The sequence below is a fragment of the Pseudooceanicola sp. NS-SX8 genome (assembly GCF_057380755.1).
Genome location: NZ_CM170819.1, coordinates 4,252,157 through 4,264,930, shown reverse-complemented (window position 1 = coordinate 4,264,930; position 12,774 = coordinate 4,252,157). Strand labels below are relative to the sequence as shown.

At 67.5% G+C, this 12,774-nt stretch carries 14 protein-coding genes; 11 read left to right on the top strand and 3 right to left on the bottom strand.

Going from position 1 to position 12,774, the window contains the following annotated elements:
• The first annotated feature begins 7 nt into the window (after window positions 1-7).
• From gatC to AC2IR1_RS19490, 4 genes are all read left to right on the top strand, one after another.
• A complete protein-coding gene (gene gatC / locus AC2IR1_RS19505; RefSeq protein WP_486473642.1) occupies window positions 8-295 on the top strand; it encodes an Asp-tRNA(Asn)/Glu-tRNA(Gln) amidotransferase subunit GatC in 288 nt (95 codons plus the stop codon).
• Window positions 296-332: 37 nt separating this feature from the next.
• Complete coding sequence (gene gatA / locus AC2IR1_RS19500) at window positions 333-1,820, top strand: Asp-tRNA(Asn)/Glu-tRNA(Gln) amidotransferase subunit GatA (protein WP_486473641.1); 1,488 nt, start codon at window positions 333-335, stop codon at window positions 1,818-1,820.
• 112 nt (window positions 1,821-1,932) lie between these two features.
• Window positions 1,933-2,709 (top strand): hypothetical protein, encoded by a 777-nt coding sequence (locus AC2IR1_RS19495; RefSeq protein WP_486473640.1) that lies wholly within the window; start codon window positions 1,933-1,935, stop codon window positions 2,707-2,709.
• On the top strand, window positions 2,693-3,409 hold the full coding sequence (locus AC2IR1_RS19490; protein ID WP_486473639.1) for an N-acetylmuramoyl-L-alanine amidase: 717 nt from the start codon (window positions 2,693-2,695) through the stop codon (window positions 3,407-3,409). The genes AC2IR1_RS19495 and AC2IR1_RS19490 overlap by 17 nt, the downstream gene beginning before the upstream one ends.
• A 287-nt stretch (window positions 3,410-3,696) precedes the next feature.
• Here the strand turns inward: AC2IR1_RS19490 and AC2IR1_RS19485 are convergent, their stop codons facing one another.
• Window positions 3,697-4,368 (bottom strand): hypothetical protein, encoded by a 672-nt coding sequence (locus tag AC2IR1_RS19485; RefSeq protein ID WP_486473638.1) that lies wholly within the window; start codon window positions 4,366-4,368, stop codon window positions 3,697-3,699.
• A gap of 216 nt (window positions 4,369-4,584) precedes the next feature.
• Between AC2IR1_RS19485 and AC2IR1_RS19480 the strand changes: the two genes are divergently transcribed.
• Together AC2IR1_RS19480 and AC2IR1_RS19475 are read left to right on the top strand one after the other, a co-directional pair.
• Entirely contained in the window at window positions 4,585-5,406 is an 822-nt protein-coding gene (locus AC2IR1_RS19480) for a TIGR00282 family metallophosphoesterase (protein WP_486473637.1), read from the top strand.
• A gap of 248 nt (window positions 5,407-5,654) precedes the next feature.
• Window positions 5,655-7,433: an SLC13 family permease gene (locus tag AC2IR1_RS19475; protein ID WP_486473636.1), complete on the top strand. Its 1,779-nt coding sequence runs from the start codon at window positions 5,655-5,657 to the stop codon at window positions 7,431-7,433.
• Window positions 7,434-7,646: 213 nt separating this feature from the next.
• Here the strand turns inward: AC2IR1_RS19475 and AC2IR1_RS19470 are convergent, their stop codons facing one another.
• A complete protein-coding gene (locus tag AC2IR1_RS19470) occupies window positions 7,647-8,387 on the bottom strand; it encodes a M48 family metalloprotease (protein WP_486473635.1) in 741 nt (246 codons plus the stop codon).
• 133 nt (window positions 8,388-8,520) lie between these two features.
• Between AC2IR1_RS19470 and AC2IR1_RS19465 the strand changes: the two genes are divergently transcribed.
• A complete protein-coding gene (locus tag AC2IR1_RS19465; RefSeq protein ID WP_486473634.1) occupies window positions 8,521-8,769 on the top strand; it encodes a hypothetical protein in 249 nt (82 codons plus the stop codon).
• A 5-nt stretch (window positions 8,770-8,774) separates the two neighbouring features.
• On the opposite strand, the gene AC2IR1_RS19460 is transcribed toward AC2IR1_RS19465, so the two are convergent.
• Window positions 8,775-9,047 carry a DUF167 domain-containing protein gene (locus AC2IR1_RS19460; protein ID WP_486473633.1) on the bottom strand — a complete coding sequence of 91 codons (273 nt, stop codon included), beginning with the start codon at window positions 9,045-9,047 and terminating at the stop codon, window positions 8,775-8,777.
• Window positions 9,048-9,248: 201 nt separating this feature from the next.
• On the opposite strand from AC2IR1_RS19460, the gene AC2IR1_RS19455 reads away from it, so the two are divergent.
• From AC2IR1_RS19455 to AC2IR1_RS19440, 4 genes are all read left to right on the top strand, one after another.
• Window positions 9,249-10,385: a class II histone deacetylase gene (locus AC2IR1_RS19455; RefSeq protein ID WP_486473632.1), complete on the top strand. Its 1,137-nt coding sequence runs from the start codon at window positions 9,249-9,251 to the stop codon at window positions 10,383-10,385.
• A gap of 173 nt (window positions 10,386-10,558) precedes the next feature.
• Window positions 10,559-11,011, top strand: a complete 453-nt coding sequence (locus AC2IR1_RS19450; protein WP_486473631.1) for a hypothetical protein — start codon at window positions 10,559-10,561, stop codon at window positions 11,009-11,011.
• A 472-nt stretch (window positions 11,012-11,483) separates the two neighbouring features.
• Window positions 11,484-12,062: a nitroreductase family protein gene (locus tag AC2IR1_RS19445; protein WP_486473630.1), complete on the top strand. Its 579-nt coding sequence runs from the start codon at window positions 11,484-11,486 to the stop codon at window positions 12,060-12,062.
• On the top strand, window positions 12,047-12,754 hold the full coding sequence (locus AC2IR1_RS19440; RefSeq protein WP_486473629.1) for an EI24 domain-containing protein: 708 nt from the start codon (window positions 12,047-12,049) through the stop codon (window positions 12,752-12,754). Before AC2IR1_RS19445 ends, AC2IR1_RS19440 begins: the two co-directional genes overlap by 16 nt.
• Window positions 12,755-12,774 lie beyond the last annotated feature (20 nt).

Genomic DNA, 12,774 nt, shown 5'->3' with positions numbered 1-12,774 from the left:
GCAGCCGATGTCGATCGACAAGGAAACCGCGGCCAAGGTCGCGAAACTGGCCCGTATCAAGGTGGAAGAGGATGCCCTCCCCGCGCTGGCGGAGGAGTTCAACAACATCCTCGGCTTCATCGAACAGCTGAACGAGGTCGACGTGGAGGGCGTGGAGCCCATGACCTCCGTCACGCCGATGCGGCTGAAGCGGCGCGAGGACGTGGTGACCGAGGGCGACCAGCAGGACAAGATCCTGGCCAATGCCCCCGACGCCCGCGAAGGCTTCTTCGCCGTGCCCAAGGTGGTCGAATAAGACCCGAGACAAACGCCCGACGGAGAGGCGAGACGACATGACCGAGCTGAACAAACTTACCATTGCTGCCGCCCGCGACGCGCTGAAGGCGGGCGAGGTGACCTCCGTCGAGCTGACCGAGGCCTGCCTGGGCGCCATCGAGGGCGCGGGCGCCCTGAACGCCTTCGTGCACAAGACCCCCGAGATCGCGATGGAGCAGGCCCAGGCCGCCGATACGCGGATCAAGGGTGGTGAGGCCCCTGCGCTTTGCGGCATCCCGCTGGGCATCAAGGACCTGTTCTGCACCAAGGGCGTTCCGAGCCAGGCTGCGTCGAACATTCTTGCCGGTTTCAAGCCCGAGTATGAATCGACGGTTACTAACAATCTCTTCACCGATGGCGCGGTCATGCTGGGCAAGCTCAACATGGACGAATTCGCCATGGGCTCTTCCAACGAGACCTCGGCCTACGGCAATGCGGTGAACCCCTGGCGGCGCGGCAACGATGAAACCGCGCTGACGCCTGGCGGGTCGTCCGGCGGCTCCGCCTCGGCCGTGGCCGCCGACCTGTGCCTTGGCGCCACCGGCACCGACACGGGCGGGTCGATCCGGCAGCCCGCGGCCTTCACCGGCATCACGGGCATCAAGCCGACCTACGGGCGCTGCTCCCGCTGGGGGATCGTGGCCTTTGCCAGCTCGCTGGACCAGGCCGGGCCGATGACCAAGGACGTGCGCGACAGCGCGATCATGCTGCAGTCCATGTGCTCGCACGATGCGAAGGATTCGACCTCCGTCGATTTCCCGGTGCCGGATTTCGAGGCCGCGCTGACCGGCGATATCCGGGGCAAGACCATTGGTATCCCGAAGGAATACCGGCTGGAGGGCATCCCCGAGGAGATCGACCAGCTGTGGACCCGCGGCAAGGAGATGCTGGCGGATGCCGGCGCCAAGATCGTCGACATCAGCCTGCCGCACACCAAGTACGCCCTGCCGGCCTACTACGTGATCGCACCGGCCGAGGCCTCGTCCAACCTGGCGCGCTATGACGGCGTGCGCTATGGCCACCGTGCCAAGCTGGCCGCAGGCGACGGCATCACCGAGATGTACGAGAAGACCCGCGCCGAAGGCTTCGGATCCGAGGTGCAGCGCCGCGTCATGGTCGGCACCTACGTGCTGTCGGCTGGCTTCTACGATGCCTATTACAACCGCGCCCGCCGGGTCCGGACCCTGATCAAGCGCGACTTCGAGGAGGCCTTTGCCGCCGGGGTCGATGCGATCCTGACGCCCGCGACCCCCTCCGCTGCCTTCGGACTGGGCGAAATGGCCAGCGCGGACCCCGTTCAAATGTATTTGAACGATGTCTTCACCGTGACGGTCAACCTGGCTGGTCTGCCGGGGGTCTCGGTGCCGGCCGGGCTTGATAAACAAGGGCTTCCGCTGGGGCTGCAGCTGATCGGCAAGCCTTGGGAAGAAGCGGATCTGCTGAACACCGCCTATGCGCTGGAGCAGGCGGCGGGCTTTGTTTCCAAGCCTGCGAAATGGTGGTAACACCCGCGTTCAAAAGGGCCTCCTTCACAGGCTTCCGGGGGCAGGGCGCGTCTTGCGGCGCGCGCCGACCCGGGACAAGATGGGGCTGATCGGGCAAAACAGAGAGTTTCCGATGCGCGAGATGATGCTTGCCGTGGCCTTGCTGGGCCTCGCTTCCTGTTCGCCGGCCGTGCCGGACAGTGCCGCCGGCGTGGGCTTTGGCGACTACAAGACCTATCAGCAACGTCGCGAGGCGGAGCTGATCGCGGGGGCCTCCGGTACGGGGTCCGGCACGGGCACGCTGGCGGCGCCTTCCGCCGTCAGTTCCGAGCCGCTTTCGGCCATTTCGACGATGCCGGGCGGGGCTGAAACCACCGCGGCCGGGACCTCCGAAGGGGATTCCGCAGCCTCTCTCGCTGCCGATACCCAGGCCGCGCTGGCCGCCGCCAACTCCGGCGAGGCGCCGCTTCAGGCCAGCCCGACGAACCCGCCGCCCGAGGCGGTCAATGCCCTGGGCATTTCCGAAGAGAACAACTTTGACGCCGTGGGCGAGCAGCGCTCGATCGAGGAAGATAAGGAATTCATTGCGGAAAATCGCCAGCGCTACGAACAGGTGCAGCCCGAGGCCCTGCCTGCGCGGACCGAGACCGGCCCGAACCTGGCGGCCTACGCCCTGCAGGCGACGCAATCGGTCGGCACGCCGCTTTACAGCCGGATGGGCCTGAACGCCGAGAACCGCTACGTGAAGAACTGTGCGAAGTATCCCTCGCCGGACCTGGCGCAGGCGGACTTCCTGTCGAAGGGCGGACCGGAGCGTGACCGGATGGGGCTGGACCCCGATGGCGACGGCTTTGCCTGTACCTGGGACCCGACCCCGTTCCGCAAGGCGGCCCTTGGCAGCTCTGAATAAGACGCCCGAGGTGGAGGGGGCGCTGTGGCGCCCCTCCCCCAATGTCGGGGCCCGGCGGGATGAACTGCGGCCCGAACTGATCGTGATCCACCACACCGGTATGGAAAGCGCCGAGGCGGCGCTGGAGCGGCTTTGCGATGGCGAGGCCGCTTTTCCCGTCTCCTGCCACTACGTGATCGCCGAGGATGGCCGCCTGTGGCAGCTGGCGCGGGAAGAGGACCGCGCCTGGCATGCCGGGGTGGGCCAGTGGTGCGGCGCGGGGGACGTCAACAGCCGCTCCATCGGGATCGAGCTGGCCAACCCGGCACCCAACCCCTTTGCCGAACCGCAGATGGCGCGGCTGGAATCCCTGCTTTCCCAATTGCTTGCCCGCTGGGGCATCGCGCCCGAGGGGGTCATCGGCCATTCGGACATGGCGCCGGGCCGCAAGGCCGACCCGGGGCCGAAGTTCGACTGGCGCCGGCTGGCGCGGCAGGGGCTTTCGGTCTGGCCGGAGGATCTGGCGGCGGCGGATGCCGGGACCCCGCTGATGGAGAGCCTGGCGCGTTTCGGCTACCCGGTGGATGACCCCGAAGCGGTGCGGGAGGCCTTCCGCATGCGGTTCCGGCCCTGGGCCCTGGGCCGCGCGGAAGAGCCCGAGGACCGGCAGGTCGCGGCGGCGCTGGCGGCGCGGTGGCCCTTTGGCGGGACGGCGGGATAGGCGCCGGAGCGGGACGGTGAGGGGGATGGCGCGGAAGGCGGGGTTAACCCCGCCCTACGGCATCGTTTCGAACGTCGGTACTGCAGTGCAGCGACTCAGGGCGGCGGAGCCTTGGTTAACAGGGGTTTCGGGGCCAAATCGGCACGTCGGTATCACGTCGGTATTACGTCGGTATCGCGACGGTGGGAGAACCGGAAAACAGCTGCGGTTAAGGCAGCGTACGGTGGCAGGGCAGGCCAAGAACCGGGACATGGAGACGACCCGGGATGGGACCTGTCAAAGGGGCCTTACCAGAGGGGTGGGTGGTAGAAGAACCGGCGGCGGCGCTGTTGCCAGTGCAGCACCTGCCGAAGCTTGCGCGGGGCCATCGCCTGAGGACCCGCGACGGCGTGGGCGGTGCCTATGCCATCTTCCTCGCGCTCCGGCGGGGCTTCGGTCGTCTCAAGCGCATTGAGACTGCCTTCGGCCTCCTGCATGCGGGCGGCGATCTCGGGGCCGGCGCGTTGCAGCAGCTCTGCCCGGCGGGCCTGCCAGCGGGCCAGCATCCAGTCCGGCGGCGGGTCGCTTTCGTCGTTGATGTCGTGCCGCACGAAGAAGTTGCGGTGCCTCTGGTAGCCATCGTGATCCCCCAGGCCGCGCGGCAGCTTGCGGTGCAGGAACTCCACCCAGGAGCGTGTGGTGTAGTGGTTGAGCCGGAAGCCGGTCCAGTCTGCCTCGGCGGTGCGCCCGGGCTTTTCGGCGTGCAGCACCGCAGGCCGGCCATTGGGGCGCAGCTGGGTGAAGCCCGGTTTCAGCGGGATGTCATGCGGGTTGAGCGCCCTGCCGGCCACCGCCTCTGGCCGGACGATCATCTTCTTGAGCAGGCTGGAGGGCCGGTCGAGGCGGGCGCGCATGGGGAAACGGGTCATCGTGGCCTCTGACGTGGCGGTCAGGCCAAGGGCGATGAGCGGTTCTGTCATGGTGGCGGATCCCTGGTTGCGGTGCGGCGGCTGCGGCTTCGGGCCGGTCTTTTGCTGCGGGCCTGTCTTCTGCTTCGGGCCGATCTTCTGCGGCCGCCAGAGGGGCAGGCGCGGGGGCGTCTGTCAACAGGGCCGCGAGGGCAGAGCTGGCGGGGCGCGGGCATGCTGTGGCCGAAAGGCTTGCCAGCCGTGGCCGGGAGGCATAGGGCAAGTGCCATGCGAATGATGTTCCTTGGAGACGTGATGGGGCGCGCGGGGCGTGCCGCCATCGAGGAGTGGCTGCCGAAGTTGCGCGCGGCCTGGCGGCTGGATTTCGTCGTGGTCAACGGCGAGAACGCCAGCCACGGCGCGGGCCTGACGGGCGCCCATGCCAAGCAGTTCCTGCAGGCCGGTGCGGATGTGGTGACCCTGGGCGACCACGCCTTCGACCAGAAGGACATGCTGAGCGCGATCGAGGGCGAAAAGCGGATCATCCGGCCGCTGAACTTTGCCAAGGAATGCCCCGGCGTGGGCGCCCGTGTTTTCGAGGCGACGCAGGGGCGCAAGGTCCTGGTGGCGCAGGTGCTGGGCCAGGTCTTCATGAAACGGCCCTTCGAGGATCCCTTCAGCCACATCGACGCGGTGCTGCGGAAATTCCCGCTGGGCGGCATGGTGCAGGCGGCGCTGGTCGACATGCATTGCGAGGCGACGAGCGAGAAGATGGCGATGGGGCATTTCTGCGACGGGCGTGCCTCTGTCGTGGTGGGGACCCATACCCATGTGCCGACCGCCGATGCGCAGATCCTGCCACGCGGCACCGCCTTCCAGTCGGATGCGGGGATGACCGGGGACTACGATTCGGTCATCGGCATGGAGAAGACCGAGCCGATGCGCCGTTTTGTCACCGGCATGGCCAAGGGCCGGTTCACCCCGGCGGAGGGTCCCGCGACGGTGAGCGGGCTTTACGTCGAGACCGACGACCGCACCGGCAAGGCCACCCGGGTCGAGATGGTGCGCCAGGGCGGGCGGTTGTCGCCGGCGGGACCGGCGCCGGTCTGAGTGGGGCCCATCTGAACGGGATCTGTCTGGCCGGGGCCGGTTGCAGGCGGGTTACAGGCCGGTCGCGGCCCTGCTTCAGGCGAATTTTTGAAACCATTGCACGGTTTGACCCGGTCGGGCCGTATCTGTGCCCGCACCCTGTGCAGAGCTTCTTCCACCACAGCGGGAGGCGAACTGTGCACTTGCAAGCGGGTTGAGGCTCGGCCTAGATCGGCTGGCGAAGAGACCTAAGGGCAGGGGGCCAAGACATGCTGGCCATCGAATTTTCGGACACGACCGCAGCGCTCCTGACACTCGCGGTGGTGGTGGCGATGTTCTTCTTCTTCGTGAGGGAGACCTATCCGGCGGAGGTCGTTGCGATCTCCGGGGTGGGGGTGTTGATGGTGCTGGGGCTGCTGCCCTACGAACTGGCCCTGCCGGTGCTGTCGAACCCGGCGCCCTGGACCATCGGGGCGATGTTCATCGTCATGGGGGCGCTGGTGCGCACGGGCGCGCTGGAGGCTTTCACCCAGCTGGCCACGGCCCAGGCGGGCAAACGGCCCAGGCTGGCGCTGGCCGGGCTTTTTGCCTTCGTCGTCGCGGCCTCTGCCATCGTGTCGAACACGCCGGTGGTCGTGGTGATGATCCCGATCTTCGTGCAGATGGCCAAGACGCTGAACATCGTTCCGTCCAAGCTGCTGATGCCGCTGAGCTATGCGGCGATCATTGGCGGGACGCTGACCCTGATCGGGACTTCGACGAACCTGCTGGTGGATGGCGTGGCGCGCGCCCAGGGCCTGGAACCCTTCGGCATCTTCGAGGTGACGCCCATCGGGTTGATCGTGGTGGGCTGGGGGATGCTGTACCTGCTGACGGTGGGGCGGTTCCTGCTGCCGGAGCGGGATTCCATGGCCTCCATGCTGTCGAACAAGAAGAAGATGAAGTTCTTCACCGAGGCCGTCATTCCGCCCGAGTCGAACCTGGTCGGGCGCGAGGTGACGGGGGTGCAGCTGTTCAAGCGCGAGGGCGTGCGCCTGATCGACGTGGTGCGCGGCGACCGCAGCCTGCGGCGCGACCTGAGCGCGGTGACCCTGCAGGTGGGCGACCGGGTGGTGCTGCGTAGCCAGATTTCGGAACTGCTGAGCCTGCAGCGCAACAAGAGCCTGAAGCGGGTCGACCAGGTGAGCGCGGTGGAGACCACCACGGTGGAGGTGCTGATCACCCCCGGCTGCAAGATGGTGGGGCGCGAGCTGGGGTCCCTGCGGCTGCGGCGGCGGTTCGGGGTCTATCCGCTGGCAGTGCACCGGCGGAACCAGAACATCGGTCAGCAGCTGGACCAGCTGGTGGTGCGGGTGGGCGATACCCTGCTGCTGGAAGGCGCGCCGGAGGATATCAAGCGGCTGGCCAAGGAAATGGAGCTGGTCGACGTCGCCACGCCGACCGAGCGGGCCTATCGCCGGTCCCAGGCGCCGATCGCGATCCTGTCGATCCTGGCCATCGTGGCCCTGGCGGGCCTGGGCGTGGCGCCGATCCTGATGCTGTCGGTCATGGCGGTGGCGCTGGTGCTGGTGACGCGCTGCATCGACGCGGACGAGGCCTTTGAATTCGTCGACGGACGCCTGCTGTCGCTGATCTTTTCCATGCTGGCCATCGGCGCGGCACTGGAACACACCGGCGCGGTGGAGATGATCGTGCGCACCATCGCCCCGGTGATGTCGAAGCTGCCGCCCTTCATCGTGATCTGGGCGGTCTACCTGCTGACCTCGGTCCTGACGGAGCTGGTGTCGAACAACGCCGTCGCCGTGGTGATGACCCCCATCGCGGTGGGGCTGGCCGGGGCCATGGGCATTGATGCGCGCCCGCTGGTGGTAGCGGTGATGATCGCCGCCTCGGCCAGCTTTGCCACCCCCATCGGTTACCAGACCAACATGCTGGTCTACGGGCCGGGGGGCTACAAGTTCACCGATTTCATGAAGGTCGGCATCCCGCTGAACCTGTCCATGGGGGTCGTGGTGAGCCTGGCAATCCCGCTTTTCTGGCCTCTCTGAGCCCTGACCGCAGGGCGCTGATCCGGGGAGCCCCGGGGCATTGGACGCCCGGGGCTTGCCCGATTTTCCGGGGTGCGCCGGGGGCCGGTGCCTGTCGGCACGTGGCGCCGGGCTGATCAGGTCAGCCGTGCCGGTGCCGGTGCAGGGGGCCGGTGGCTGATCCGCCTGCCCGCGTCTCGCGACCCGGGGCAGGCAGGTGTCGGAAGGGCCGCGTCAGGACACGGTGCCGGTGGCCAGGGCGCGGCGCACGTTCTGCATCCGGGCGGCATTGGGCGGGTGGCTGCCCAGGAATTCCTCTTCCGGATCGGGAATGCGGTTGAAGTACTGCGCCCCGCGCAGGGCATCGAACCCCGCTTCGCGGGCGATCAGCGCACCCAGGGCGTCGGCCTCCAGCTCGAACTGGTTGGCGTGGGACCGGGCGCCCACATCGGCCCCCTTTTCGGAGGCGCGCCGCACCTGCGCCCGGGAGGCGCCGGCCTTGGCCGCCGCTTCGGCATAGGCCTTGGCACCTGCATCGGAATAGGTCTTCTGCCGCGCGAGGTGGTTGAGGATATGGTGGCTGGCCTCATGGCTCATCACGAAGGCGAGCTCATCGGGGTTTTGCATGTCCGCGATCAGGGCCAGGGTGAAGATCAGCACCGGCTGGCCGTTTTCATCCAGCGTCTGGAAGGCATTGGCGGGCCGCCGGGGGCGCGGGTCGATGGCGATGCTGAAATTGCAGCGATCATCCTTGCGCCGTTCGTGGCAGACCTTTTCCGCCACCGGCTCCACCGTCTTGACGACCTGGGCGAATTGTCGCGCCGCCGCGTCGGCGCTGAGCCGCTGCGATCCTTCGGCCGGGACGGCAGGATCGCTGGGCATGGAGGGGGGCGGAAGGGCGCAGCCCGCGAGGACAAGCAGGAAAAGGCCGGAAAGAGCGGTGCGGAACACGCTCAGGATGTGGGGGTATTGCATTCTACAACCTGACTTCAGCCGCGGGGGGCCGTTTCAATATAGTGCAAGCGTGAAGGCGGGACAGGTCCGCGAAGGCGCCTTTGTCAAAATGCCCGGTTTGAGGATCCGAGCCAAGCGGATAAGCTTTGAACCCATGTTTACGATAGAACACGAATTCGACTGCACGGTCGTGACCCTTGTCGATGACGGTCCGGCGCCGCTTCAGGAAGATGTCTCGGTCAATGCCTTTGCCGAGTGCATCACGGTGGAGCAATACGACATGCGCACGGATGAGGTGGTTCGCATCACCCTGTCGCTGGCGCAGGTCCAGGACCTGGCGGCGGCGCTGAACCTGCCGGAGGGATCCTATACCCTGCGGCCGGCACCGACGAAGGCGATCTGAAGGGGTCACCCGTCGTCCTCCAGCCGGAAGACCTTGTCGCGAGAGGTTTGCCCGCGCAGCAGGGTGAGCCGTGTCTTGGCCACGCCCAGGGCCTTTGCCAGCAATTTCCGTACCGCTTCGTTCGCCTTGCCGTCTTCGGGCACGGTGGTGACGTAGATGCGCAGGCTGCCGTCCGGTTCCAGGGTGATCCGGTCGCGGGAGGCTTTCGGCGTCACGCGGGTGGCGATTTCGGTTCCCGGTCGGGCGAGGTGGCCGAGGTCGGGATGGCGGGGGGCCATGGGGATCCTTTCACGCAGCGGTCGGCAAGATGGCCGGAGGTCTTGGTGGGGTGGCTTGGTTCGGGCCTTGGTTCGGGCCTTGGTTCGGGGCTGTGATCTTGGGCCGTGGATGGGGACATGGATGGGGGCCTTGCAACCCGCCGGTCGCCGGACCAGTCTGCGCCGATCCGACACCAAAGGTGAGACACGAGGAGGCAGGCCATGTCAACGGAGCCAACCGGACCGCGCGGCGAACAGACGGGATTCTACTGGGATGAGCGGTGCTTCTGGCACTCGGGCGGCAACTACGCCCTGACCCTGCCCGTGGGTGGCTACGTGCAGCCCCTGGCGGCGGGCGGCCTGCCGGAAAGTCCCGAGACGAAGCGGCGGCTGAAGAACCTGCTGGACGTGTCGGGCCTGATGAAGGAGCTGGCGCAGCAGACCGCGCCCGAGGCCAGCCGCGAGGCGCTGGAGCGGGTGCACCCGGCGGCCTACCTGGATGCCTTCAAGGCGATGTCGGATGCGGGTGGCGGTGAGCTTGGCCTGAGAACGCCCTTCGGGCAGGGCGGGTACGAGATCGCCGCGCTCTCGGCCGGGCTGGCGGAACGGGCGCTGGCCGACGTGATGGCGGGGCGGGTGAAGAACGCCTATGCGCTGTCGCGGCCGCCGGGGCATCATTGCCTGCCGGACTGGCCCAACGGGTTCTGCTTGCTGGCCAATATCGCCGTGGCGATCGAGGCGGCGAAGGCGCGGGGCGAGGCCGCCCGGGTGGCCGTGCTGGACTGGGACGTGCACCACGGCAATGGCACCGAGCATATCTTCTACGAGCGCGACGACGTGCTGACGATCTCGATCCACCAGGAGGCGAACTACCCGCTGGACACCGGCGCGGTGGAGGACCGGGGGCGCGGCGCGGGGGAGGGGTTCAACATGAACATCCCCCTGCCGCCGGGCGCCGGGCATGCCACCTACCTGGAGGTGATGGACCGTATCGTGCTGCCCGCGCTGGAGGCCTACCGCCCGGATGTGATCGTGGTCGCCTGCGGCTATGACGCGGCGATCTTCGACCCGATCTCGCGCATGCTGTGCACGCCGGAGACCTATGGCGACATGACGGCGCGGGTGATGGCGGCGGCGGACCGGCTGTGCGAGGGGCGCCTGCTGATGGTGCACGAGGGCGGCTATTCGGAGGTCTACGTGCCCTTCTGCGCGCACCGGGTGCTGGAAGTCATGTCGGGCACTGAGATCCACGTGCCCGATCCCATGGCCGCGACCAATGCCACGCGGCAGCCGAATGCGGGGCTGGTGGGGTATTTCTCCGGCCTGGTGGGCGAGATGGCGGTGGCGCTGAAGGGGTAGCGCGTATCGGAGGTTGGGGGCAGGTTCGGGGTGCGGGGGAAGGCGGCGTGCCACGGGGAATTCCCTGAGAGATATCCCCCGATAATCCGCCTGTCAGGGTTGCATGCCCCGGCCGCAGGAGTGCATCTGGCGCCCGATGAAAATACAAGTCTGTCGAGGCAAAGATGACTGGAGTGGCGCTGCTCGCACCCGTTCCCGAGGAACACCTGGTTTCCGGGTTGGAAAAGACCCGCGAGGCGGGAAAGGTGGCTTTCGGATCAACGGATTGGGAGGTTTTCCGGAACCTCAACGATCTGGGGCGGACGCAGGCAGTGAATGTCTACCTCTACGCGTCCCAGTCCAGCAAGTTCGGCCTGCCCAAGGTGCGCTGGAAGGCCAGGTACATGGGCTTTGTCGAGGCCAAGGCCGGGGCGCATCCCGATGGCATGGCCTATCGCCCTGCCTCCACCGAGAAGAACCAGGCGGACAACCTCGATCACTGGATCGTCTTCTGGGAGGTCGTGCAGCTGACGCAGCTGTCGAAGGAAGCGGCCATACCGATGAACCGCTTCAAGGGGTTCTCGGCCCGCAAGCCCTACCTGTCGTCCTTCGTGCCGAAGGGGCCGCTGCTGGTGCAGGACCTGTAAGGCAGGGTGCCGCCCCGGCTGCGTGATGAAACCCCGCGCCAAGGGGGCAGGCGTCAGGCCCGTGGCGGGGAACGTTCCGGCTGACATGTCCTGACGCGCGATGGTCTGCATGCGGGAGGGGACGCCCATGCCCCAGATCGGCCGGAAGGTGCGCCGAGGGTCGAGTTGGCCTGAACCGGCGAAACCTGCGGGAAAAACGCACCATGGTTGCTGAAATTCACCTGTGGTGATCCAAGGAGGCAAGCGAGGGAAGCCTCACGTTTGTTGCGCTCAGGCCCACGTCCGCTGACGGAACCCGGGCCGAAGGGCCGCCATCGTCTCTGGCCAAATGCCGCTCACACGCCCTGCACACCTTGGGCAACCCACCGGGCAACTCCCGATAAACTCCCGGTCAAACCCCCGCCCGCCTTGCCTTTCCGGTTGAAACCCCGGCCCCAAGGGCCGACATATCGGGGGACAAACGGAGAGACCCATGCCCGAGAGAAACCAGGCCGCCCTGGACTTCCTGCTGACCCGCCGTTCGCGCCCGGCCAAGACGCTGGCCGCCCCCGGCCCCACGCGGGAAGAGCTGGAGGTCATCCTGACCGCCGCCGCCCGCAGCCCCGATCACGGCAAGCTGGAACCCTGGCGGTTCATCGTCCTGGAAGGCGCAGCCTTTGCCCGGCTGGCAGAGCTGGTGCGTGCACGTGGCGCGGCGCTGGGCAAGGACGACAACGACATCGCCAAGAGCGTGAAGCAGTTCGATGACGCGGTGGTCTGCCTCGCCGTGGTGGAAAGCCCCAAGGCCTCGGACAAGGTGCCGGCGATCGAACAGACCTATTCCGCCGGCGCCGTCTGCCTGGCGGCACTGAACGCGGGCCTTGCCTCCGGCTGGGGTGCGAGCTGGCTGACCGGGTGGCATTGCTTCGATCGCGGCTTCGTCGAGGAGGGCCTGGGGCTGGCGCCGCAGGAAAGCATCGCGGGCCTGATCTACTTCGGCACCGAACAGGTCACCCCGCCCGAACGCCCCCGGCCCGATCTGAAGGAGATCACGACGTGGATCTCGGCCTGATCGTTTCCGCCTTCACCCGGGCGCTGGGCCAGACAGGTGATCCGCGGTTCCGCCGGGTGCTGGGCATCGGGGTGGGCCTGACGGTGGTCCTGCTGGTGGGGGCCTGCTGGCTGGTGTGGTTCGTGACCGGCTGGCTGGTGGGCGATGACGCCACGCTGCCGCTGATCGGAGAGGTGCACTGGCTGGGCAGCCTGGCCGCCGCGGGCGGGCTGATCGCCACGATGATCGCCTCGGTCTTCCTGATGATCCCCGTCGCCTCGGCCATCACCTCCATGTACCTGGACGAGGTCGCGGAGGCGGTGGAGGAACGCCACTACCCGCAGTTCCCGCCGGTGGAGGGCGCGAGCTTCTGGGAGGGGCTGAAGGACACCTTCGGCTTCCTGGGCGTGATCATCGTGGCCAACCTCGTGGCGCTGGTCTTCTACATCTTCCTTGCGCCGCTGGCGCCTTTCATCTTCTGGGGGCTGAACGGCTACCTTCTGGGCCGGGAATATTTCACCCTGGCCGCGATCCGCAGGCTGGGCCGCGAAGGGGCGGAGAAGCTGCGCCGCGACAACCAGTTGACGATCTGGGCGGCGGGCATCCTGATGGCGGTGCCGCTGACCGTGCCGATCCTGAACTTGGTGGTGCCGATCCTGGGGGCTGCGACCTTCACCCATATCTTCCACGGCACCATGAAACCCCGCGCCTGAGCAGGGGGCGGGGCACCGCG

Excerpts from the sequence above, each read along its gene's own strand:
- gatC (WP_486473642.1), top strand. The coding sequence starts at position 8 with ATGTCGATCGACAAGGAAACCGCGGCCAAGGTCGCGAAACTGGCCCGT.
- gatA (WP_486473641.1), top strand. The coding sequence starts at position 333 with ATGACCGAGCTGAACAAACTTACCATTGCTGCCGCCCGCGACGCGCTG.
- AC2IR1_RS19495 (WP_486473640.1), top strand. The coding sequence starts at position 1,933 with ATGCGCGAGATGATGCTTGCCGTGGCCTTGCTGGGCCTCGCTTCCTGT.
- AC2IR1_RS19485 (WP_486473638.1), bottom strand. The coding sequence starts at position 4,368 with ATGACAGAACCGCTCATCGCCCTTGGCCTGACCGCCACGTCAGAGGCC.
- AC2IR1_RS19480 (WP_486473637.1), top strand. The coding sequence starts at position 4,585 with ATGCGAATGATGTTCCTTGGAGACGTGATGGGGCGCGCGGGGCGTGCC.
- AC2IR1_RS19475 (WP_486473636.1), top strand. The coding sequence starts at position 5,655 with ATGCTGGCCATCGAATTTTCGGACACGACCGCAGCGCTCCTGACACTC.
- AC2IR1_RS19470 (WP_486473635.1), bottom strand. The coding sequence starts at position 8,387 with ATGCAATACCCCCACATCCTGAGCGTGTTCCGCACCGCTCTTTCCGGC.
- AC2IR1_RS19465 (WP_486473634.1), top strand. The coding sequence starts at position 8,521 with ATGTTTACGATAGAACACGAATTCGACTGCACGGTCGTGACCCTTGTC.
- AC2IR1_RS19460 (WP_486473633.1), bottom strand. The coding sequence starts at position 9,047 with ATGGCCCCCCGCCATCCCGACCTCGGCCACCTCGCCCGACCGGGAACC.
- AC2IR1_RS19455 (WP_486473632.1), top strand. The coding sequence starts at position 9,249 with ATGTCAACGGAGCCAACCGGACCGCGCGGCGAACAGACGGGATTCTAC.
- AC2IR1_RS19445 (WP_486473630.1), top strand. The coding sequence starts at position 11,484 with ATGCCCGAGAGAAACCAGGCCGCCCTGGACTTCCTGCTGACCCGCCGT.